15 protein-coding genes and 1 tRNA gene are annotated in these 23,663 nt (G+C 38.7%); 4 read left to right on the top strand and 12 right to left on the bottom strand.

Annotated features, from left to right (window positions below):
* Positions 1 to 11: 11 nt before the first annotated feature.
* From D9O48_RS02545 to D9O48_RS02530, 4 genes are all read right to left on the bottom strand, one after another.
* Positions 12 to 2,630 (bottom strand): glycoside hydrolase family protein, encoded by a 2,619-nt coding sequence (locus D9O48_RS02545; RefSeq protein WP_126970262.1) that lies wholly within the window; start codon positions 2,628 to 2,630, stop codon positions 12 to 14.
* Positions 2,631 to 2,652: 22 nt separating this feature from the next.
* Entirely contained in the window at positions 2,653 to 3,540 is an 888-nt protein-coding gene (locus tag D9O48_RS02540; protein ID WP_126970260.1) for a DUF5017 domain-containing protein, read from the bottom strand.
* A gap of 61 nt (positions 3,541 to 3,601) precedes the next feature.
* Positions 3,602 to 5,164: a RagB/SusD family nutrient uptake outer membrane protein gene (locus tag D9O48_RS02535; RefSeq protein ID WP_126970258.1), complete on the bottom strand. Its 1,563-nt coding sequence runs from the start codon at positions 5,162 to 5,164 to the stop codon at positions 3,602 to 3,604.
* A 19-nt stretch (positions 5,165 to 5,183) separates the two neighbouring features.
* Complete coding sequence (locus D9O48_RS02530; protein ID WP_126970256.1) at positions 5,184 to 8,357, bottom strand: SusC/RagA family TonB-linked outer membrane protein; 3,174 nt, start codon at positions 8,355 to 8,357, stop codon at positions 5,184 to 5,186.
* Positions 8,358 to 8,559: 202 nt separating this feature from the next.
* On the opposite strand from D9O48_RS02530, the gene D9O48_RS02525 reads away from it, so the two are divergent.
* Positions 8,560 to 9,567: a GntR family transcriptional regulator gene (locus D9O48_RS02525; protein WP_126970254.1), complete on the top strand. Its 1,008-nt coding sequence runs from the start codon at positions 8,560 to 8,562 to the stop codon at positions 9,565 to 9,567.
* Between the two features lie 106 nt (positions 9,568 to 9,673).
* On the opposite strand, the gene D9O48_RS02520 is transcribed toward D9O48_RS02525, so the two are convergent.
* The 6 genes from D9O48_RS02520 to tgt all read right to left on the bottom strand — a co-directional run bounded on the left by D9O48_RS02520 (position 9,674) and on the right by tgt (position 18,167).
* Positions 9,674 to 12,943 carry a S41 family peptidase gene (locus D9O48_RS02520; protein WP_126970252.1) on the bottom strand — a complete coding sequence of 1,090 codons (3,270 nt, stop codon included), beginning with the start codon at positions 12,941 to 12,943 and terminating at the stop codon, positions 9,674 to 9,676.
* A gap of 329 nt (positions 12,944 to 13,272) precedes the next feature.
* Positions 13,273 to 13,346, bottom strand: a tRNA-Ala gene (locus D9O48_RS02515).
* A gap of 323 nt (positions 13,347 to 13,669) precedes the next feature.
* Positions 13,670 to 14,197 (bottom strand): YceI family protein, encoded by a 528-nt coding sequence (locus D9O48_RS02510; protein WP_126970250.1) that lies wholly within the window; start codon positions 14,195 to 14,197, stop codon positions 13,670 to 13,672.
* A gap of 137 nt (positions 14,198 to 14,334) precedes the next feature.
* Positions 14,335 to 15,660 carry a citrate (Si)-synthase, eukaryotic gene (locus tag D9O48_RS02505; protein ID WP_126970248.1) on the bottom strand — a complete coding sequence of 442 codons (1,326 nt, stop codon included), beginning with the start codon at positions 15,658 to 15,660 and terminating at the stop codon, positions 14,335 to 14,337.
* A gap of 140 nt (positions 15,661 to 15,800) precedes the next feature.
* Positions 15,801 to 16,901: an LptF/LptG family permease gene (locus D9O48_RS02500; RefSeq protein WP_126970246.1), complete on the bottom strand. Its 1,101-nt coding sequence runs from the start codon at positions 16,899 to 16,901 to the stop codon at positions 15,801 to 15,803.
* 126 nt (positions 16,902 to 17,027) lie between these two features.
* Positions 17,028 to 18,167, bottom strand: coding sequence for a tRNA guanosine(34) transglycosylase Tgt (gene tgt / locus D9O48_RS02495; RefSeq protein ID WP_126970244.1), 1,140 nt, complete (start codon positions 18,165 to 18,167; stop codon positions 17,028 to 17,030).
* A gap of 259 nt (positions 18,168 to 18,426) precedes the next feature.
* Here tgt and D9O48_RS02490 point away from each other — a divergent pair, with 259 nt between their 5' ends.
* From D9O48_RS02490 to D9O48_RS02480, 3 genes are read left to right on the top strand one after another with little or no spacing between them, the layout of a single operon-like run.
* Positions 18,427 to 19,455 carry a glycosyltransferase gene (locus D9O48_RS02490; RefSeq protein ID WP_233589158.1) on the top strand — a complete coding sequence of 343 codons (1,029 nt, stop codon included), beginning with the start codon at positions 18,427 to 18,429 and terminating at the stop codon, positions 19,453 to 19,455.
* Positions 19,425 to 20,075, top strand: coding sequence for a 16S rRNA (guanine(527)-N(7))-methyltransferase RsmG (rsmG, locus tag D9O48_RS02485; protein WP_233589157.1), 651 nt, complete (start codon positions 19,425 to 19,427; stop codon positions 20,073 to 20,075). The genes D9O48_RS02490 and rsmG overlap by 31 nt, the downstream gene beginning before the upstream one ends.
* Positions 20,076 to 20,129: 54 nt before the next feature.
* Positions 20,130 to 20,786, top strand: coding sequence for a response regulator (locus D9O48_RS02480; protein WP_126970240.1), 657 nt, complete (start codon positions 20,130 to 20,132; stop codon positions 20,784 to 20,786).
* A gap of 279 nt (positions 20,787 to 21,065) precedes the next feature.
* On the opposite strand, the gene D9O48_RS02475 is transcribed toward D9O48_RS02480, so the two are convergent.
* Positions 21,066 to 23,039 (bottom strand): M1 family metallopeptidase, encoded by a 1,974-nt coding sequence (locus D9O48_RS02475; RefSeq protein WP_126970238.1) that lies wholly within the window; start codon positions 23,037 to 23,039, stop codon positions 21,066 to 21,068.
* A 158-nt stretch (positions 23,040 to 23,197) separates the two neighbouring features.
* On the bottom strand, positions 23,198 to 23,644 hold the full coding sequence (locus D9O48_RS02470; protein ID WP_126970237.1) for a PepSY-like domain-containing protein: 447 nt from the start codon (positions 23,642 to 23,644) through the stop codon (positions 23,198 to 23,200).
* Positions 23,645 to 23,663: the final 19 nt, after the last annotated feature.

Genomic DNA, 23,663 nt, shown 5'->3' with positions numbered 1-23,663 from the left:
TTCGTTAATAATCAGCCGGCCTTTACCTTAATGGTGAGCATACCTGAAGGCGGCAGTACAATTTTCGATTCATAAAGAGCACCCAATGACTTTTCTTTCCCAGATTCGTTCAGATAAGACGTTTTTAGTTTTTTTGAAGAAGAGTTGAGAATCCTTTTTAACTGATCAGGATTAATATTAAATGTAGTTTCAAGTGTATTCACACTATTATTCAGTAAAATAAAATAGGTAGTATTTTCAGTAGCGTCTATAGCTGTTATATAATCAACAGATTCATCTGAAAGATGAATAAGATCCGGTATCATTTTTATTTTTACCTTCTTTCCGTAGAGTTTACCTTCAGTGAATCCATAAGTTTTATGTGGACCTACTTTAGGAGTTATAAACCCCGCAGGAAAATCGATCTTACCTGCAGAACGCAGATAAGTTTCTGCTATCAGGTAATCAGTGATCCATCCGATCTGCCACCATGCATGATGTGGAAACGGGCCCGCTCCTTTATTCATAGCATTCCAATAATAAGAAGCGACTCCGGTTGCCGGGTCTACAAATGCATCTCTGGCCCATGCGGCAGCACGTGCCATATTAAGAAACAGCGAATCGTTTGTTATCTGAAACAGGCGTACAAACATACCTGCATGGCTTGCTAATAAAATAGGCCCGTGACTATTCGCAGATCCTATAATGCCTCCGTGTTCAAAACTGAGCCCTACCTGACTAATCTCCCAGTCATATACAACCCTGCTTTCAACCATTTTCTTTTTTTCTGAAGGAATAGGATGGGTGTAAACTGAAGTGGTATAAATCTGAGCAACTGTTAATGCTGCTTTCTTATACTTTTCATTTTTTGTACAATCATATAAATCCAGCAGTGCCTGTACGCTTTGTCCGGTAGCAAAATCCGGGGCAAATCTTGTATCGCCACAAACTCCTAAAAAGTAAGCATTCGACACAGCGTTATCGATAAACCATCCCGCTCCTTTCACTGCTCCGTCAAGATATTTTTTATCTCCTGTAAGCCGGTACGCTACAAGTAAACCATAAAAAGTTGGCCGGTAATCCAGCTGGTCAGTAAACAACGGTTGATAAGTTGTATTGTCGTAGGCAATCTCCCAACTTCCATCTGACTTAATTTTATTCAATAACCAGTCGGCGGCCAGAATAAGTTCATTTTTCAGCTGCGGGTGATTGGGTTCAAATAATAAAATATTACCAATATCCAGCAGCATGTAATAGGTGGTTGCTATTGGCTCTGTATAGGGACCCCATTCTTCTGTAAATCTTTTAGACTTATGAAGATAATATTGCCCGGCAGCAGCTCCTCTTAGAAAGCTGTCTGAAGTATTCTGCTGGGCATATTTAAAATCTAAAGCTTGTGGCAGTCTGCTGCTCATGAGAATAGAATCATCAGTTAGATTCGAAAGCATCCACATTGCCCCATAATCGGCATTTTTAATCGCATCTTTTTCAGAATCATGTACGCCACCAAGATATTCCTGTGCTCCTATCAGTAAATCTTTGTATTCAAAGTTTCTCCATCTTGATGTACTATCATTGATAACATAATTATATAATCTTAGAAGTCTTGCAGACAAAGATTCCTTCGTTTTTTTAAGCCTTAAAAAGTCAGGGAATTTGTATATATTATTTACAACATGTTTATAAACGCTATACCAGTGATCGTTTTGAATAGTATATCTGAAATTAAACACGAGACTATCCCCTGCTTTCAAATAAGATTTTTTTCCGCCCAATACAGGATGATAAAGCGTTGGTGTCAGCTCCCCTTTTCTATTCATAGAAGAAAGCCCTAGTAACCATTCACCCTGTGAAACCTTATTGTCGGCCCATGGATCTCTTCCCGTACCGGGTTCAGCGGTTACGGCAAGTGAGATTCCATTTTTATTAGTTAAGATAGATGTAAGTGCAGCTGCTGTTCTTTCCTTAGCGAGAACAGGAATAGCAGGGATACCCTGACCATAAGCAAAAGCATTCACAAAATCAGGATTAACAGCTTTACCCTGCCATACGCCGGGCACAACAGCCCACTGAAAATCACTTTGCTTTTCTTTAATAAGAGAAGGGGTTGCAACTGAAATATATCCTTCTTTAAAAGATTTAACAGTTACACTCACACGAATATCACTATTATTATCTATCTTCCATGAAGAACGTATATAAAATTCACTATTCTCCTTAATAAAGAGTATACTGTCTCCTCTTTTCTCATATCTTTCAGGATAGAAGTGATAGGCAGTACCTGCTGTATTTAATGATACCGAATCTGTACTTTCTCTCCATTTACCAACAACATAACGATACTCGGGTTCCGGGAAAATAATGGAATTTCCCTTTCCATCTTTTAAAGGCTGCGCAGCAGTATCGGGTTTGCTGGCAGAATACAAAACAGTGTATTCTCCATCTGTATCAAGCTCCAAAGCTGGCATACTTTTCCCATAAAGATCTATGGATGAAATCTTATACCCATCCTTTGTCATGTGCCATTTTACCGATAGTTTTTTATCGCTGATTGCTACCTCACTATTATTCTGCGCAAGCAGTGAGCAGGATGTAATCAGCAAAAACTGAACGATTAACAATGACTTATATAGAGATTGAGTACCTGCCATAACTAAAGAATACTTAATTCGATTACTGTATATTGATTATGATTTCTCTAACAATAGATTGTTGTTTTTTTACATTCGCATTGGTTGCTACAAAAACAACTTTGTAAGTACCAGGCTTACTAAACACATTTGTAAAAGCATCTACCTTCTGAGAGATATTTTTAACGGATTGTCCTTTATCAGGAGCAACAGCATTGGGGTTAAATGATTTAGTAATCACCCAATCATCGTCAAGACTGGTAAAACTTCTTGCTGATATCAGCTGTTGCGGAGTAATTGACCATGCGGTAGCGGGTTCCAGAAAACTAAAGGCTTTCCATCCGGCAGTTGACATAGACGCTAATATACTTTCCGCAGCCTGTGCGTTGATGCTTTTCAAATCAAAAGTTCGTATAACCCATCTGTTTTGGGTGGTAGCGGGTTTAATCACTTCTGTTTTGTAACGGAAAGCCAGTACCATATCTTTATTGAGCGAAGCAAAATCATTCAGGTTTATATCTCCTGAGGAGGTCTGATCCTGTCCGGTTGAAAGAATTGCCCTGTCAGTAATGTCTGTCCATGTAGCATCTGCTACATGTGCTGAATCATAAATACCTGCAAAGTCGGTAGAGATGAGCAGCTTTAGGCTTTCCACATCGGGTTCTCCGAATTGAGAAAAAGTTTTAAAATTGAGTACGATTGAATTTCCTTCAACAGCAGTACGTGACCGGTAGTCGTAAACATGCCCGTCTTCGCCTGACCAGAATACAATATTATCAGGATTACCGTCGAAAAAAAATCTTACGGTATCCCCAACTGAATAACTATTAGCATCTGTATGAACATTAAAATCTTCTATGGAAGAAAGTTCATATCTTTTCTGACAGGAGAATAAAATCAACAGCAGAAATGGAGCAATTATTTTTATCATTATGATATATCTTTTAATGATATCAATTTCGTTAGAATATTATTAGTAGTATTTCCGGGAACTACCAGCCCGGATTTTGTTTCATATTTGGATTTGTAGCCATTTCACTGTTAGGGATAGGAAACAGTACTGCCCTATCGGTGATACGTTGCGCCTGAATGATAGCCGGTCCTCTTAAATCAGCAGTCATAGTTGAATATTCTGTGAGTAAACCCTGCATAGCAGAAACATACATACCCCATCGGATCAGATCATGTTTTCGTATTCCTTCAAAAGCTAATTCTCTGAATCTTTCATTTTTAACAAATTCAAGAAAATCCACCTGTCCCATTCCTGCCGGTGCGTCCACATCATCATCCTGAATATGTATGTCTTTTCCGTAAGCACGCCTTCTTACTTCATTTAAAGCTTCATAAGCTTGCTGTGTAGGTCCTCCATTGACATAATTTTCTGCTTCAGCAAACATCAGCAATACGTCTGAATATCTCAACAGCGGCCAGTTTGTACCGTTATAATATTGATTTCTCGGTACAAAAGTTTCATACTCTCTTCTCCATTTTCCTGGATTTCTTTCATGAATCTGTGTAGCATTCCATGGGGTTCTTACAACTGTTTGTCCGCTTGTAACAAATCTGAAAGGAGCAATAGTCCAGTCTCTTCTGAGATCACTGGCATCATAAGCATTATACAATTTTGCAGTGGTATGAACATAATCATAAGCCCATCCTGTATCTATATTTGAACATACAATTCCATTATAGGTTCCTATCATTCCGCCTTCCTGAATTTCGCCCTGGTTAGCTCCTTTAAACTCTACCTCCCACATACTTTCACGGATATCAAAAATCTCTTTTGAGTGATTGATAAAAATCTGTTTAAAATCAGGATTAAGGCTATGCTCTCCGGACTCTTTCACCAGTTCTGCATAATTTCTTGCTTCTTCATATTTCGATACATCATAAAGTGGAAACCCGGCCATAGTCAGATATACACGTGCTAACATCCCGTAGACTGTAGTCTGTGTAATTCTGGTATTATATCCATATTCTGAAATGGTTTTAACGAGCCCGGCAGCTTCTTTCATATCTTTTACAATCTGCTCATATATTACAGCAACGGGGCTTCCGGGCAACGGTGTTTCTTCCGGGGATCTTGTATAAGTAAGTTTTAAGGGTACGGAACCAAATTCATCAACCAGTAAGAAGTAATAATATGCTCTCAAAAACAAAGCCTGTCCTTTGACTTCATCTCTTTTTTCTTTTCTGACAGAAACAGAACTCTCCATATTTTCGAGCAACATATTTGCACGTTCTATACCGGTGTATAGTGTTTCCCAATGCCTGTTGAGTTCGAGTGTAGAGGCATCAATAATATTTGCGAGCACACCCGACGTTCGTCCTTTCATAAAGAACTCATCACTAAAAACCAGATAACTTGTCATTGCCTGTGCATATAATCTTGTATCTCCCAAACGGTCATATACACCCGCAAGTGCAGATTCAAGTTCTTTCTCTGATTTATAATACTCATCGGGCGATACAAAATCCAACGGTGTTGTATCTAATAATCTATTACAAGATACCAATCCTGTTAATAGTAATATGGTAAGAAAATTAATTTTCATAACAGTAATAAGCTTTTCGTTAGAATGTAACATTTAATCCCAGTGTAATGGTTCTTGCTCTCGGGTACGGGCTCCAGTCGAACCCTGGAGTTAAAGCAGTGTGGCGCACTGATACTTCCGGGTCAAGACCTGTATATTTTGTCCAGGTAATCAGGTTTTGTGCAGAAGCATGCACCCTTACAGCCTGAATACCCATTTTTTTGGCAACGGAAGATGAAAGATTATAACCGAGTGAAACAGTTTTCAATCTCAGGAAAGAACCATCTTCAATAGTTCTGTCAGAATATACATTCGGGCCGTATCCACCAGCTACAGGAAGTAAGCTCGATTGATTTTCAGGAGACCATCTGTTTTCATAAGTCTTAAACATATTTAAATTGGGCCTTGCTTCTGAACCTTCAAAAACTATTCTGTTCGCATTCAAGACATCATTACCATAAGACCATTGGAAGAAAATATTAAGATCAAAATTTTTATACCTGAAATTATTAACAAAGCCACCAATGTGTAATGGATTCGGATTACCAATAACAGTCTGATCATTTGCATCTACGATTCCATCACCATTCAGGTCTTTATACCTGATGTGGCCCGGTTGTATGGTTGACCTGTCATTACCATTATTGGGAACAGTAGGCTTCAGTACATATTTGCCATCGGCCGACTGATCAAAGTCTGAAGTCTGGTACAGCCCGTCAAAAACAAATCCATAAAACTGAGCAACATTCTGACCCGGTAAAGCAATGTAAGGCATTGAATTATTAAACTGAGCATTCCAGCTGGTTACACGTGTGGTCAAACTAGCCTCATCACCATTTAATGAAACGATTCTGTTATTATTAAATGCTATATTAAAACTGGAGCTCCAGGTAAAATTTTTAGCTTCTATATTGATTGTATTCAATGAGAATTCGATTCCCTTATTGACTACAACACCGATATTTTTAAATGCTGTAAGATAACCTGTAGAGGTCGGTAGTGATGCGTTCAACAGAAGGTCTTCTGTTCTTTTATGATAATAGTCTGTGGTAAAATTAAGTCGTCCGTTAAAAAACTCCAGATCAAGCCCTATATCCAGATTTCCTGTTCTTTCCCATTTCAGCTTTTCATTTCCCACTACGGTAGGCACGGTTCCACGGATATATTCTCCGTTAAAATAATATCCGCTTCGGGTATTGGTACTATTGGCCCCCACTTCCTGCTCCAGCACACTGCGATAGGCAAAATCCGATACGCGGTTATTTCCGGTAACACCGTAAGAAATTCTAAGCTTCCCGGAAGAAAGAAATCCTATCTCACTCATAAAGTTTTCTTCAGCGAAGTTCCAGGCAAAAGCTCCTGAAGGGAAATAACCCCATCTGTTATCAGGATGGAATTTTGAAGAACCATCACTTCTGAAAGAAAGCGTAAAAAGATATCTCGACTTCAGCGTATAGTTAACACGTCCAAGGTATGACACCAGTGTAGAATAAGTGCCGGTAAAATTTTTATTAAGCACAATGCCCTGATCAAGGCCTTTAACGCCCAGTGATTCATTAGGTAACAATATAGATGTATATCCATTAGATTCAGCAGAAGTACGCTGCATGGTAAATCCCGCCATGGCGTCAATGCGGTGAATTTTATTGAATACCTTATTATAGGTGAGTATATTTTCGTTCAGGTAACTTCTGTTACTGATATTATTAATAGCTCCATTAACGCCGAAAGTAGCACCATAAACTGTCAGCGGATTACCTGCTGCCGTATTAGAATTATTGAACTTTTCAAAAACTAATCCGATATCAGTCATACCACCTCTTACCCTGAACTTTAAATTCTTCACCAGTGTATATTCCAGAAAAGCATTCACCAGTAAAGATTTTGTATAAGCGAAATTATACTGATTTCGTGCGTTTACAACAGGGTTAACCCTAAGATCAACACTAGAAGTAACATCTTCATCAAAAGGATCATTCAGAAAGTCTTCAAAGTTGCCGCTTCCGCTTACCGGCCGGTATCCCCACGCCCCAAACATCAGATAAGAAGACGCATTTCCAGCAGAACTACTATTTAAATCATCGCTTGTAAGATTGGCAATTTGCCCTTCTTTAATCGCGTGTGTATAATTAATATTAATTCCTGCACGAAGTTTCGGAGTAATCGTCTGATCAAGCTGTAAACGGCCTTGATATCTTTTAAAACCGCCATTTATAACGATTCCGTTCTGGTCAAGGTAAGAACCACTTAAAGAGTATTTTGTAGCAGTAGTACCTCCTCTGACTGATACAGAATGATTATGCATGAAAGCGTCCTGCAGTACCTGATCCTGCCAGTTGATAGCTTTGGCATCTTTATAATAGTCAAGTGTTCTGTTATCTGTAAAATAGATCTGTGTTGAAGAGGGAGGTAAAATCTGAGTCTGGTATTTTACAAACTCATAAGCGCTCATGACCGGAATTTGCTTAACAGGCTGCTGTACGCCGAGCCAATTATTATAGGTAATTACCGGCGGGCCTGACTTTCCCTGCTTGGTAGTGATAATGACAACCCCATTTGCACCTCTGGCACCATATATAGCTGTAGAGGAAGCGTCCTTAAGAATTTCAATAGATTCAATATCATCAGGATTAATAGTATTGTTATCAGGATTTTCAAGCGGAAAGCCATCAATTACATAAAGAGGAGAATTAGACTGAGTAATAGAATTACCTCCACGTATAACGATATTACTTACGCTTCCGGGTTGTCCATCACCCGTAGACACCTGTACTCCTGCAACTCTGCCGGCCAGCGCATCTTCGAATGATACCACAGGTGCTTTTTGTAAATCTTTTATGTTTACAGAACCAACTGATCCTGTAAGATCTTTTCGATTTACCTGGCCATAACCGATTACTACAACGTCATTCAATGTCTGACTCTGAGCCTCCAGCTCGATTTTTACATTTGATTCCGTTCCAACGGTTATTGTTTTAGGAGAATATCCAATAGAAGAGATAGTAATATTTTCACCAACAACTACACCTACTATATGGAAATAGCCTTTATCGTTGGTCAATGCTGTTTTTTTGCTCTGTGCAGTAATAACAGAAGCTTTGGGTAATGGATCACCTTTAGTATCTGTAACAGTACCCGCAATATTCTTAATAGTCTGCGAATTTGCTTTTATCCCGAGAAGTAAGGAAAAAGCCAGGGTTATGTAAAATCTCATATGCAATCGTTGTATTTAAGACAATCTGGTCTGGACTGGTATGTAAGACACAAACTTAATACTAATACTTAAAACAAGCAAAAAAATTTAATTCATTAATTATCAATACATTAATAATGTTTTCTTTAGTACTGGTTTGGTTTGTATGATACTTATTCTACATTTGCTGTTATAAATAATCAATACAGTTAAAAAAACGACCATGCCTGATTCTGGAAATCTGCCGATTGGAAAAACAAAATATCAGCATCTGGCCGATTATATTACCGGACTTATCAATGATGATCATCTTCAGATTGGTGATCAGCTTCCTTCTCTGAAAAAGCTACAGGAGCAACTAAAGATGAGTAAGGAGACTTTACTTAAAGGCCTGAACGAACTCGTTGAGAAAGGAATTATCGAATCTGTTTACAGAAAAGGATATTTCGTAAGAAAAAAACATATTGAACATTCTTTTCGCATATTCCTCCTTTTGGATAAAATGAATATTTTAAGGGAGCAGTTTTACAGAAATCTTTTTAACCAAATCGCAGGCAATGCGGATATCGACATTTATTTTCACCATCATAACTATCAGGTATTCGAAAAACTGATACGGGAAAACCTTGGCAATTATACTCACTATGTGATTGCCACTTTTTTTAAAGAAGATGTTGCACCGGTGCTGAACATGATTCCTGAAAAAAAACGAATTATTATTGACCTGAACCAGCCGGGCCTCACAGGCAATTACAGTTGTGTTTATCAGGATTATGGCCACGATATCTATCACAGCCTTCACAAGCTGAAAAACGAATTAAACAAATACAAAAAACTAATACTGGTAGCACATCCTGAAGCCACTCATGCCAAACTCGTAATTGACGGTTTTTTACATTATTGTAACGAGCTGTCATTTCCTTACATGATTCAGCCCGAAATCGATGAAAATACTTTTAAAAAAGGAAATGCCTATATAACCTTCAGCAGGTATGATACGGATGATGTGATGTTGATTAAGCTCGCAAGAAAAAAGAAACTGAAGTTGGGAAAAGACATTGGTTTAATTTCCTATAATGACACTGATGTCAAAGAAATTCTTGAAGATGGTATTACCGTCATTTCAACTGATTTTGAAGCAATGGGTAAAACAGTGGCGCAGATCATTACAGAAAATAAAACAATTGTTAAACGAAATCCTACAAAAGTTATTCTGAGAAATTCTTTGTAATTCATAAAAGCTTTATTCAGTTATATAATACAAAAGCTTTGCATCACAATATAATTGCGATGCAAAGCTTTTATAAAAGGCTCAAACAATAGTTCTGTTATTATATTTATTTCGACTTATCAGGAAATGCAGGAATTTTTGGAACACCTGTTTTCTCTCCTTTTGCTAATTTATCTAACAACACTTTAATACCTTCTGCCAATTGTGTATCAATCCCTTTATATTCATTATAAGGATCATTAATTATTTCTATATCAGGGCTAACTCCTACCCCTTCAATGATAAACGATGAACCATCCGGTGCAAAGTGTGCAAACTCAGGTTTACGCATGTCGCCACCATCAATGAAAGGTAATGTACCGCTGATACCGACTACTCCACCCCATGTACGCTGGCCTATTAACGGACCAATGCCATAATGTTTGAACTGCCATGGAAACAGATCACCGTCAGAAGCTGAGTACTGATCAATCAGACAAACTTTTGGCCCCACGTGCGCATCTGGTTTAATAGAGGCCGTTTTTGTATTGCGTTGCATCATTCCTAATCCCGGCTGACGTAATAAACGTTCTATAATCATAGGAGAAACATTACCTCCTCCGTTACCACGGTCATCAATAATGAGTGCTTCTTTATCTAATTGCGGATAAAAATAACGGGCGAATTGATTTAATCCCTCAACCCCCATATCAGGAATATGTACATAACCAATCTTACCATTACTGGCTGCATTTACTTTGGCAATGTTCTGTTGTACCCACTCATGGTAATAAAGCGATGATTCGTCTGCAATTGGCTTTACAAGCAATTTCTTCGCACCTGTTGCAGATGGAGAATTGTTTACTTCAATCTCTACCAGCTGACCCGCTTTACCCACCAGCAATTCATACATATTACTAACCGCTTTTACAGATGTACCGTTAATGGAGATAATGTAACTACCGGTTTTTATGCTACCATCTGCAACGCGTAATGGAGACACTAATGATTTATTCCAGCTTTGCCCTGAAAGGATACTGTCTATACGGTAGTAACCGCTTTTATCGCGACTAAATCTTGCACCTAGCAATCCGAGTTTAACACGGTTTACAGAAGGTCTGTCACCGCTATTCACATATGCATGACCTACATTGAGCTCACTGATCAGTTCTCCGATAAGATAAGTCAGATCATCTCTATGATTTATATAAGGAAGTAGCGGTGCATATTTATCATGCATAGCTTTCCAGTTAACACCATGCATATTCGGATCATAAAAATAATCGCGCATCTGACGCCAGCTTTCATTATAAATTTGTTTCCATTCAGCTTTCGGATCAATGGTCATCTTCAAACCTGTTAAATCAACCTTATTTGCAGGTGTTATTTTTGATTTACCAAGCGTTTCAATATAATAATCATTTCCTGAGCGAAACAATATCTTCTTTGCATCAGTAGTTACGGTATAACTACCAAAACTACCGATCTCTGTTTCTTTCTGATCAGTTAGACTGAAAAATCTGAAACCACGTGCATCCTGTCTGAAAGTGGAATAGTATAGACCATCTTCAACGGCAATTAATCCACCATAGGATCCCGGTGATACGGGAAGGCTTTCGATACGGTCTGTCAATCCTTCTTCATCTACCTTCATCACTATACCGATTGGTGCAGCGGGAGCTACCGGAGACTTATCTGTTACACCAGTTTTTTTCGTGGCTGTATCAACAGCTGTTTTTATAAATACTTCATCGTTTTTATCTGCAAGCGGCGATATAGTGGCAGTACTCAGCCGAACGAAATAAGGACGTGTCTGATCTGTATAGGCGTGATTCCATTCGGTGTTACTGTAGATTGGATTAAAGTCACGCTGAGAAACGAAATACAAATACTTGCCATCCGGACTGAATTGAGGATTACTACTCCTGTACCAGGTGTCTGTAACAGTGAGTGTTTTTTGTGTAGCCGCATTATAGAGTTTAATAACCGGATATTCGCGGGCTTTTCCTGCAGCGGTATAAGCGATCCACTTACTATCAGGAGCAAAGGTATAATTGTAATGTGTACCATTATCTGAATGATCTACCAGTGTTTGTTTTCCTGAAATTACATCAATGAGATAAAGATTCTGTGCTCTGTCTGCAAACAATAAAAACTTACTATCAGCACTCCAGATAGCACTGAACTTATAGGAACCGCCGCCTTTTGTTAATTGTCTGGCAGGCTGAAGTCCGTCCTGTTGCTGGATATACAACTCATCTTCACCGGTTCTATCAGATATGTAGCTGATCCATTTTCCATCCGGGCTCCAGGCAACATTGCGGTCATGCGCATTGCCCGACTGTGTAAGATTACGTGTTACACCTGAGCTGGCCGGAACAGTGAATACATCGCCACGTGCGCTGAATACGGCACGTTTACCATCAGGAGAAAGATCGGCACTGTAGATAAAATCAGCAGCGTTAACCTGCTTAGAACGGCCGGAAGCGAGATCTTCAGCAATAGTAATACTCACTTTTTTTGTTTGATGATTGGCAAGATCAAGCATGTAAATATAACCGCCGTTTTCAAATACGATTGCATTATTACCGAGTGAAGGAAACTTCACATCAAAGTCTTTAAACGTAGTTACCTTTTGCGTTTGTTTTGTTTTTGTATCGTATACAAATATATTAGCAGTTTTATCGCGTTCGCTTACAAAGTAAATTTTGTCTCCGTAATACATTGGATAAATATCCTGCGCAGCATTGTTGGTAATATTTTCCGTATTACCTGTTTTCATATCCACTACCCATATATCATCGGCCATTCCACCTGTATAGTTCTTCCAGGTACGAAACTCACGGAATACACGATTCATGGCCAGTTTTGAGCCATCTTTATTATAAGAAGCCCATGATCCAACTGAAAAAGGCAGTTCCTGGCTAAGGTCACCATTGAGTGGGGCAAGATAAAGTTTTCCTTTGAAGGCATTAAAAGAAGTACCTCGTGAACGGTAGATAACGTGTTTGTCGTCAGGTGTCCATCCCATCACAATATTATTAGGCCCCATCCGGTCGGCAACATCATCACGGTTAAGCGTAGGTGTATATGTGATACGTTTGGGCTCTCCACCGGTAGATGGAATAACAAACACTTCCGTATTGCCATCGTACTGAGCAGTAAAGGCAATCGATTTTCCGTCGTGTGAAAAACGTGCGAACATTTCATAACCCGGATGACTGGTAATTCGACGGGCGACGCCACCAGTGATTGGAACTATATATAGGTCACCTGCATAAGTGAAGGCGATCTGATCAGCACTGACTGCAGGAAAACGCAGGAGACGTGCTTCAGACTGTGCCTGTATGTTTTGAAATAACGTTAACAGAAAAACGAATACTGATAGCTTTTTCATGAACGATAATTTGGTTTAAGATTGTGAGTAAAAGCTGGTAAAGTCATGATTTGAGAGAATTGGAACATAGGCTTAGGGCAAAGTAATCTATCATACGATTAAAGCAATCATCATCCCGGTATCCAACAGCCGCAGCGTTGAACTAAATTTTACCTTCATCAATAATACCTACATTAAATATATTCAATATTTCTTTAACAAATGCTCTAAGTATAGCTTTTATAGGCCAATCTGATCTTGATCGGTCTTGGGGTATTGTACTGGAATAGTTTTAAAAACAAAAAAGCTTTGTAATACAGATTACTGCGTTACAAAGCTTAAAAAATAAGTGGAGAATACCGGATTCGAACCGGTGGCCTCTTGCATGCCATGCAAGCGCTCTAGCCAGCTGAGCTAATCCCCCTTGAAGCGAATGCAAATATAGAGGATTGATTTTTATTTTTGTAAATTTCTTTTATAGTAGCGAATTTTTTTTACCAAAAGGGAATTAAAAGAACCTGCTGCTGCGCTTTGCATCATTCTATCTGTTAATTGCAATTAAAACATGCAGAGAATGAAGTTGAAAAGCGAATGAAGTGCTGTCTTCCGCGCTGCTTTACCTTCATTCCTCCATTTCCTTCATGTTTCCCATTACCATTATGACTTTAATTCCTGAATGGTAAAAAGATCACTACACAAAAAAACCGCCTCATTACTGAAGCGGTTTTACTATATTCATCACAGCCATTAAGCTTGTTTGTGCAGCTCAATATTTGCTGAAATTTTCACATCATCACTTACCACAATACCACCGGTTTCAGTTACAGCGCTCCAGGTTAAACCAAACTCCTGACGATTAATTTTACCACTCAACTCAAAACCCGCCACAGTATTGCCATAAAAATCGTTCTGCAAACCACCGAACTCTACATCTAAAGTTATTGATTTGGTAGTTCCTTTGATCGTTAAGTCGCCGGTTAATTTATAGTCTGATCCGGATACTTTTTCAACACTTGTAGATTTAAAAGTCATCTGTGGATGATTTGCTACATCAAAAAAGTCTGCACTCTTTAAATGCCCATCACGTTGTTCGTTTCTGGTATCAATACTGTCTAAATCAATTGCAAATTCAATTTTAGCATCAGAAAAATCATCGCTTGCTGCTTCAACAGTACCGTTGAAACTTTTAAACTGACCGGTTACAGTTGAAATTACCAGGTGTTTTACTTTAAAGGTTACTTCCGAGTGATTCGGATCTATATTCCAGGTTGCCATATGTTTTCATTTTAGTCATGTAAAATTAATGTCTAAACACTGAATATCCAAAAAAGATACCCCTCTTTAACATTTTAATACAAAAAAAGGTCCCGCTTTCGCGAGACCTTCTATATAATATATTAGCATTTACCTGATTATTCACCCCAAATCTGCTCTTCACCTTTTAACCAGCCTTTTACCAGTTCAGTGGTTACAGATTTTGGTCTTTCAATCGGCATCGCCATTGCTCTTGACCAGATGAGGTTGGTTAATACACCTAATGCACGGCTAACCCCGAATAACACGGTATAGAATTCATATTCAACAAAACCGTAGTGTACCAATAATGCACCGCTATGGGCATCTACATTAGGCCATGGATTCTTCACCTTACCTAAACCCTGCAGAATTGGCGGAACAGTTTCATAAACGTTCCAAACAGTTTGCACTAACGGGTCTTCCGGCATGTGTTTCTTACCGAACTCCATTTGTGCGGTAAAGCGTGGATCTGTTTTACGTAAAACAGCATGTCCGTATCCCGGAACGACTTTCCCTGACGCCAGTGTATCTTTAACGTATTGTTCGATCTGTTCTTTTGAAGGAGTTTGTGTTTGCAAGTTTTCCTGCATTTCAAAAATCCATTTCACCACTTCCTGGTTTGCTAATCCGTGTAAAGGACCGGCCAAACCATTCATACCCGCAGCAAACGACAAAAACGGATCGCTTAATGCCGAACCTACCAGATGGGTAGTATGTGCAGAAACATTTCCTCCTTCATGGTCAGCGTGAATAGTCATATACAAACGCATCAGCTCTTTAAAGCTTTCGCTTGAATAACCTAACATATGTGCAAGGTTACCAGACCAGTCTAACAAACCGTTCGGCTGGATATGTTTATTATTTTTATATTTTCTTCTGTAGATATAAGCTGCGATGCGAGGTAAACGTGCTATCAGATCCATTGAGTCGTCAAAAATCGGATCCCAGTAATCTTTCTTGTTAATTCCTTCGCTGTATCGTTGTGCGAAATTACTTTCGGTTTGTAAGGCCATTACACCCGCTACAAACATAGTCATTGGGTGAGCTGAAATCGGAAACGCATCAATTACATCAAAAACGTGTCCGGGAACGTGTGAACGGCGTTGCCATAATGAAGTAATATCTGTAACATCCTGTTCGGTAGGTAATTCACCGATTAACATCAGGTAAAATAATCCTTCCGGTAATGGTTCGCTACCACCGGGAGCTTTTGGTAATTTTTCCTGTAATTCCGGAATTGAATAACCTCTGAATCGTATACCTTCCTGAGCATCTAAAAGTGAAGTTTCAGAAACTAAGCCGGTAATGCCTCTCATCCCCTGGTAAACCTGTGATAACTGTACCTCTCCTATAACCTTATTACCGTGCTCTTTTAAAATATCTTTGATCTCTACGGCGGCTTCATCGGCCTTCGCTTTGAACCTATCTTTTAGTACTCCCATGATAACGAATATTATTAGTGATGCTTAAAGCAAGCAATTTGTGAATGGCTAAAGTTAAAAAATAACTCGCCTAAAACAAAATTAAAACCCGCTTAATCTAACAATATTTTGCCATTAAATGTTCGGTTTTTTATCACATTTTACTTGGGTGCACGCTTGTATAACCAGAAGGCAACTAACGAAAAGATAATATTAGGGGTCCATGCCGAAAGCATTGGAGGAAGGTTTCCTTTAGTACTGAAAGTCAGCGAAAATTTATCCATTACTACGAATACCGCAGCTAATACAATACCAATAGCCATGTTCAGCCCACTACCCCCTCTGGTTTTACGCGAAGCCACACTCATCCCTATTACGGTTAGAATAAAAACAGATGCAGGGGTTGCGTCTCTACGATAACGTTCTACTTTAAATTCGTTCAATCCTTCCGCACCACGTCTTTCCTGTTCATCAATATAGGCTATCAACTCAGGAGTAGTCATTTTATCCTTGAGATACTTATCATAACGGATATCGTTGGGAGTGATGTTTAAGTCGATATTCATTTCCGGCGTTTCGATCACGAGTTCTTTCTCATTATCAAAATACCGTTCTACTACCTGTGTCAGTTTCCAGTCGTTCGTCAGCGTATCCCATTTAAAACCATTTGAACGCAGGTTATAAACAATTTCCCTGTTTTCTAATCGATTTAAGAATACCCCACCGGCAGCAGATTTAGAAACCGAATCATAGTATACAATTCCTGCATATAGATTCGTATCAAGTGCTATATAAAAGTATTTCGGACGTTTGGAGAATTCAGACTGTTCATAGGAACTTTTACTATCAATATAAGCCGACTTAAAATCTGTTCTTAAAATATTCGCTTTAGGAATCCAGAAATGGGTAGCTACCCAAAAAGTACCGCTCAACAAAAAAGCTCCGATCATGTAAGGCAGCAATACCCGTCTAAATTGTACACCTCCCGCCAGCATGGCTACTATTTCTGACCTTGCAGCCATTTTAGAAGTGAAGAAGATCACCGCGATAAAGACCATCAACGGAAAAATCATCGAAATGATAAAGGGCACAAATCCGAGATAATAAGTACTTACAATTTCCCAGAAAGACAAACCCGATTTCACAAAATCATCCATACGTTCACTGGTATCGATCACAACAGAAATAACAGAAATTCCTAACACCATAAAAATGGCGGTAGAAACAAACTGTTTGATGATAAACTTATCGATGATTCGCATAGTTAACAAATGTAAGTCAGATCCATTGATCTATATATAATTTTAACGCTCTTATGTGATTTAGATTCAGTGGGATACAAGTTCACTTGACAATTTCAGGTTTTTTTTGTATCTTTTAAGAAGGGCCTAACATTTTTGCTTCAGCCTTGGCACCAGCTCATTTTTCCATGACAGGAAATCTCCTGCCAGAATATGTTTTCTCGCTTCTTTTACTAACCACAGGTAAAATGCCAGATTATGAACGGAAGCGATGGTCAAACCTAACAATTCTTTTGATTTCATCAAATGCCTCAGGTAAGATTTAGAATAAAACTGCGAAATTTCGCAATCAATTCCGTCGTCAATCGGGCTTTGATCGAATTCCCATTTTTTATTATCGATATTTACAACTCCTTTAGTGGTAAAAAGCATTGCATTACGACCGTTGCGGGTTGGCATTACACAGTCAAACATATCAATACCCAGTGCGATACATTCCAGGATATTCCACGGAGTACCCACCCCCATCAGATAACGCGGTTTTTGTACAGGTAAAATTTCACAGCACAATTGTGTGAAGTGATACATTTCGGGCTCCGGCTCACCTACACTCAGACCACCGATTGCATTACCCGGTGCCTCTTTTGACGCGATATATTCAGCAGAAATTTTGCGTAAATCTTCATACATATTTCCCTGAACGATAGGAAATAAATTTTGCGTATATCCATACCGATCGGGTGTATTATCAAAATGTTTAATACAACGATCCAGCCAGCGATGGGTCATTTCCATCGATTTTCTGGCATAGTTATAATCACTCGGGTAAGGAGCACACTCATCAAAAGCCATAATGATATCCGCACCGATAATTCTTTGAATATCCATTACCTTTTCAGGGGTAAATAAGTGTTTTGAACCATCAATATGTGACCTGAATACGACCCCTTCTTCAGTGATTTTACGGGTTCCGGCTAACGAAAACACCTGATAACCACCACTATCCGTTAAAATCGGACGATCCCAGCCGTTAAAGCGGTGCAAGCCGCCGGCAGTTGACAAAACATCCAGCCCCGGGCGCAAATAAAGATGATAAGTATTTCCTAAAATAATCTGCGCCTGAACATCGTTCTTCAATTGCTGTTGGGTAACGCCTTTCACCGTGCCGGCCGTGCCGACAGGCATGAATATAGGGGTTTGAATCGTTCCGTGATCCGTAGTAATAGTTCCCGCACGTGCTGATGAAGCAGTATCCTGATACGCCAATTCAAACTTTAACTGAGCCATACTCGCAAAATTAGGGCGCAAAGATACGCTGAAAACCTCCGTTTAGCGCAGGTTTTCACGAATGTGAATTGATTTTTTTACGAATACGAAAACGGGATTGTATTTTCGTGCCGCAAACGACCCAGTCGTTTTTTATAATAATATGAATACAGCGTTTAGCAATTGGGATATTCCCCATCTTATTTGGCAGATTGTTTTTTTTCTATTCTGCATCGTTGCATTAATACAGATTTTGTATTATTTACTCTTATTCAGAAAAATGGCTTTTCATAAAGAAGAAGCCAGAAACAAAATGCAACAGCATCCTGTAAGTGTAATTATCTGTGCAAGGGATGAGGCTGGTAATCTGACGCGCAATCTTCCCGGATTGCTCGTACAGCAGTACCGTTCCACACATGAAGTAATTGTTGTAAACCACAACAGTCAGGATGAAACCAAATACCTGCTGGATGAATTTCACAAACAATTTAAGCAGCTGCATATCGTCAATCTCAGCCAGGAAGCCGTAGGTATTCCCGGCAAAAAATATCCGTTGTCTATCGGTATTAAAGAAGCGAAGTACGGTATCGTATTACTGACAGATGCCGATTGTGTACCGGCATCAGAGCATTGGATTGAAAAAATGCAGGCAGCATATGATGATAAAATTGAAATCGTATTAGGATACGGAGGCTATTTCAAAAAGAAAGGGCTGCTCAACAAACTGATCCGTTTTGAAGCATTCCATATAGCAGTACAGTATTTCAGCTATGCGTTGGCAGGAATGCCCTATATGGGCGTTGGCAGAAACCTATCCTACAAGAAAGACCTCTTTTTGAAGAATAAAGGTTTTTCGTCAATCAATCACGTATTAAGTGGTGATGACGATCTTTTCATCAATAAAGTAGCCACTCCTGAAAATACCAGAATCATTCTGGATGAAGATACCTTTACCCTATCTGAGCCGAAAAAGAAATTCGGCGACTGGATGCGTCAGAAAATGAGACATAACAGTACAGCTAAATACTACAAACCCAAGCATAAGTTTTTACTAAATACCTATTCTTTTAGTCATTTTCTTTTTTATCCATTACTGGTACTGAGTGCCATTTTTGTAGATTGGAGAATTGCATTGGGAATATTTGGTATAAGACTGATCATACAGGGAATTATTTATTACAGAGCGATGAAACGTTTGAAAGAATACGATTTGTTCGCCTGGTGGTGGTTACTGGATATCTGGATGTTCTTTTATTATTTGATTTTTGCGCCTACATTATGGAAGAAACAAAGAAAAACCTGGATGTAATACTTAAATATTTTGCTGATTTCACTCCTACACAAATAGCACAACTTGAACAGCTGGCTGCACTGTATGAAGAGTGGAATGCAAAAATAAATGTGATTTCCAGAAAAGATATGGAAAGCCTATACCTGAAGCATGTTTTACATTCTTTAAGTATTGCTGCTGCCTTTGAGTTAAGCGATGGCAGTGAAGTGGTAGACTTAGGCACGGGGGGCGGATTTCCCGGTATTCCGCTGGCTATTTTTTTCCCGAATATACAATTTCACTGTGTAGACAGTATCGGTAAAAAAATAACGGTTGTAAAAGCAGTAGCTGAAGGAATCGGCTTACAAAACCTCACTGCAGCACACACCAGAATAGAAGAAATCAAAAACAGGAAGTTTGACTATGTAGTTTCACGTGCAGTAGCACCGTTAGGTGAATTGTGGAAATGGTCAAAACCCTTACTTAGAAAACAAAAAGAAGGTTTATCCTACAAACCAGGCCTGATTTGCCTCAAAGGGGGCGATTTAACCACAGAAATTGCCGAATCAATGGTAAAACCTTCAGTTATGGAGATTCAGCAGATTTTTGAAGAGGATTTTTTTGCCGAAAAGTATATAGTCTACGTTCCACAGCAATAGAATATGCCCACAAAGTAGTATTTTCATAACAAACTAAAATCTGACCTTTGTAGCATGGGTATAAAAATTTGTATTGTAGATGATAATAAAGATATTAGAACCGCATTGGAACAAATCATTCTAATGTCTGAAAATTATTATTTACAAGGGTCGTTTAGCTGTGCGGAAGATGCTATTGCAGGCATCCCTCCTTTGGAACCTCACGTAGTATTGATGGATATCAATCTGGGTGAAGGATTCAATGGTATAGAATGCGTGAAACAGCTGAAAGCAACCCATCCGAATATCCTCTTCATGATGTGTACCGTATATGAAGACGACGAAAAAATTTTCGAAGCATTGTCGGCAGGTGCCAGCGGTTATATCCTCAAGAAAACCGCACCTCACAAACTATTAGAGGCCATAAAAGAATTGTATGAAGGCGGTGCACCAATGAGTAGCCAGATTGCGCGAAAAGTGGTAGCTGCTTTTCAACAGCGCCAGGTTGAAACCATAGGAAATAAAGACTCAGAAGCCCTCAAAGTACTCTCTACCCGTGAAAAAGAGATCTTAGAGTTATTAGCAAAGGGCTTATTGTATAAAGAAATTGCCGGGCAATTGTTTATTTCTCCCGAAACCGTGCGTAAACACGTGTATCATATATATGAAAAATTACATGTGAATAACAAGGTAGAGGCTATTAATAAATATTACGGCAGGGATATGGCATGATTTTTATCTGTATAACTGAAACAATTCCCTGAAAGTGGTATTGTCTTTAACAGAATGAATGTCTATTTTCGAGCGGGTTGTATGATCAAACTCATTCACCATTATACCTTGTCCTTATTTGTCTAGTAAATTTATTCAATGAAAATCCTTCAATACCTGTATTGAGGGATTTTTTTTTATGCCTCTAACATTCCGCTACTTCCGGATAATCTGTTTCACGGATAATAAAAAAGCAGTGGTAATTGATTACCACTGCTTTTACATTCTTTTATTTTGCCTCTATTGTTTTTTAACATTATTGCTTCTATCGATATCAGCTAACCGCTGTGAAGGATCGATTTCCACTTCGGCTACTTTTTTATTGTTTGGTAATGTAACCGTATAAGTAGGATGAGTCCATTTCCAAGCTTCCGCCTGGATTGTTGGAATATCAGTCTCTGGCTTTTTAGCACCAAACATCTGATACAACGGAATATATACATTTTGTTTAGAACCGTCAGCATATGTTACCTGAAGATCAATCGGCATTGGCATAAATCCGATTCTTTTCAACTCAATTTTGGTTTGACCATTTTCTTCTGTAATAGCTTCTACCCCATAATCAATGGTTTTAGTGGTATTTACAAAGTATTCATAATACCAGTCTAATTCGATACCACTCACTTTTTCAGCAACACGCAAGAAATCTTTTCCGTTCGGATGTTTAAATTTCCATTGATCATAATACGCTAATAAGATAGCATCTCTTGTTTTCGCTCCTACGATATATCCCAGCTGTTCAAGGAAAACATTTCCTTTCGCATATGAAGCCTGGCTATAAGCATAGTTGGTTTCAAAATGATCAGCGTGCGTTGTTAATGGCTCTTCCAATCCTGATTTAGCAAGAGAGAAATAACTGTTATAAGCACTTTGATGCATATTAGGAGACTGTGTTGCCTGACGGCGCGGACCGGTAGACACTTCAGATTGTGTTACTTCTTTTCGCGTTTGATCATTATAATATCTGCTTACCAGTGTAGTGGCATAGTTGGTAAAGCCTTCATCCATCCAGCTATACTGCGCTTCATCCGTACCCAGCATCATCTGATACCACATGTGCATTAATTCATGAAAGGCGGTACCAATACTCGGCCCCGATAGTAAAGTAGCCATAGGATACTCCATACCACCATCACCACCATGAATAAATGAATATTGCTTATACGGATAAGCACCGAAGTTTTTCTCAACAAAAGGCAAGCCGACTACACCTGCTTCCAACACTCTTTTCCATTGCGCATCATAATCAGCCAGGTAGTCATCGAAGGTTTTAAAGTTAGCTTTCTGACGCTCAGACATTTTCTCATACACATTTTTTAAACGGTCTAAATCGCGATCGTATAAAACATGTATCGTTACACCACTCTTTAATTTCTCACTTAAATGATTATAGTGCGGATCTGCCGCCCACATGAAATCATGTACATTGGGAGCTATGAAATGCCAGGTATTCTGTGGCTTATTATTTACCACTTTTTTGCCGGCTGTTTCATAACCTTTTCCGATTTCATCTCCATTCTGAAGATAACCCGTACCGCCTACGGTATAGTTTTTATCGATGGTAATTTTCACATCATAATCGCCCCATACACCATAAAATTCTCTGGCGATGTAAGGGTTCGGGTGCCATCCGTCATAGTCATACTCCACCATTTTAGGATACCATTGAGACATTGAAAGATGAACACCTGTAGAAGGGTTATCTCTTCCCGCTCTGCGCACCTGTAAAGGAACCTGTGCATCAAATACCATGTCAAATGTTACCGTTGCTTTAGGCAAGATAGGTTTTGCCAGTATTACTTCTAAAATTGTTTCGTGATAAACAAACTTTTGTTCAACACCATTCAATTTCAGTGATTTTATTTTTTGATAACCGATTTCATCTTCCTTCAATTTAGAGATTCTATCAGTCACACGAGAATCCCAGTCGCGTGAACCATTCGTGAATTGTGTTTTACCCAGTTCACGGCTTCTGGTATCCATCATACTGTTGGGTTGGAATGCATTCCAGTACAAATGATAGAATACCCGGTTTAAAGTGTCGGGAGAATTGTTTGTATACACCAATTTTTGGGTACCGCTGAACTGATTTGTTTCTACGTTCATACGAATATCCATTGTATACTTTACTTTTTGCTGCCATCTGTCAGGCTGTGCAAAACTGGTTAAAGTAAGCAAGCATGCCATTAACCCGGTACATATAAATTTACTCATAGCTTTTGTTTATCTCCGGAAAGTTACATAATTAAATAAAAAGAGACTGTATTAAAAGTAAAATAAAATCACTGTTTTACACGAGCGGCGAAGGTTGTATAAAACAAAAGAGCTGTCCGTTTTTTAAACGAACAGCTCTTATATTTAATTTTTTTAAACTAAAGTACGGTTTGCTCTTTAATATATTTACCATTCGGGTCGTAAAACAGAAAACGCTTCAATGAATTATTCTTCTTTATTAAAATCCGGTATTGAGTTTCTCCGTTCGGAATAGTTCTTTTAAAAATATTCAATATTTCCCAATCACTGAATTTACTTTTTGAAAGCGACTCCAATACATCCGCAGGTGTATTTTCTTTCTCGATCAATTCATCTGTGCTCGACCATTCGCCTTTATTCGTATAACGAACTTCATGAGGTACTTTTCCAACATAAAATTCAGCTAAGAAATGTGATAGTTTAGACGACCATTCTACTTCAGTAGCATCGGGAAATTTAGCTTTTAAATCTTCTGTTACGGATGACGGAATTTTACGTTGTGCCTGTGCTTCCCCTCCGATAAATAAACTACTTATTATCAACAATGCAAAAATTACATTTTTCATCTATTCCAATTTTTAGAGT

Source organism: Gynurincola endophyticus (assembly GCF_003991195.1).
Lineage (GTDB): Bacteria > Bacteroidota > Bacteroidia > Chitinophagales > Chitinophagaceae > Gynurincola > Gynurincola endophyticus.
This window is presented reverse-complemented; position numbering and strand designations above follow the sequence as displayed.

Excerpts from the sequence above, each read along its gene's own strand:
- D9O48_RS02530 (WP_126970256.1), bottom strand. The coding sequence starts at position 8,357 with ATGAGATTTTACATAACCCTGGCTTTTTCCTTACTTCTCGGGATAAAA.
- D9O48_RS02470 (WP_126970237.1), bottom strand. The coding sequence starts at position 23,644 with ATGAAAAATGTAATTTTTGCATTGTTGATAATAAGTAGTTTATTTATC.
- D9O48_RS02500 (WP_126970246.1), bottom strand. The coding sequence starts at position 16,901 with ATGCGAATCATCGATAAGTTTATCATCAAACAGTTTGTTTCTACCGCC.
- D9O48_RS02480 (WP_126970240.1), top strand. The coding sequence starts at position 20,130 with ATGGGTATAAAAATTTGTATTGTAGATGATAATAAAGATATTAGAACC.
- D9O48_RS02490 (WP_233589158.1), top strand. The coding sequence starts at position 18,427 with ATGGCTTTTCATAAAGAAGAAGCCAGAAACAAAATGCAACAGCATCCT.
- D9O48_RS02505 (WP_126970248.1), bottom strand. The coding sequence starts at position 15,660 with ATGGGAGTACTAAAAGATAGGTTCAAAGCGAAGGCCGATGAAGCCGCC.
- D9O48_RS02545 (WP_126970262.1), bottom strand. The coding sequence starts at position 2,630 with ATGGCAGGTACTCAATCTCTATATAAGTCATTGTTAATCGTTCAGTTT.
- D9O48_RS02510 (WP_126970250.1), bottom strand. The coding sequence starts at position 14,197 with ATGGCAACCTGGAATATAGATCCGAATCACTCGGAAGTAACCTTTAAA.
- D9O48_RS02540 (WP_126970260.1), bottom strand. The coding sequence starts at position 3,540 with ATGATAAAAATAATTGCTCCATTTCTGCTGTTGATTTTATTCTCCTGT.
- D9O48_RS02525 (WP_126970254.1), top strand. The coding sequence starts at position 8,560 with ATGCCTGATTCTGGAAATCTGCCGATTGGAAAAACAAAATATCAGCAT.
- rsmG (WP_233589157.1), top strand. The coding sequence starts at position 19,425 with ATGGAAGAAACAAAGAAAAACCTGGATGTAATACTTAAATATTTTGCT.
- D9O48_RS02535 (WP_126970258.1), bottom strand. The coding sequence starts at position 5,164 with ATGAAAATTAATTTTCTTACCATATTACTATTAACAGGATTGGTATCT.
- D9O48_RS02475 (WP_126970238.1), bottom strand. The coding sequence starts at position 23,039 with ATGAGTAAATTTATATGTACCGGGTTAATGGCATGCTTGCTTACTTTA.
- tgt (WP_126970244.1), bottom strand. The coding sequence starts at position 18,167 with ATGGCTCAGTTAAAGTTTGAATTGGCGTATCAGGATACTGCTTCATCA.
- D9O48_RS02520 (WP_126970252.1), bottom strand. The coding sequence starts at position 12,943 with ATGAAAAAGCTATCAGTATTCGTTTTTCTGTTAACGTTATTTCAAAAC.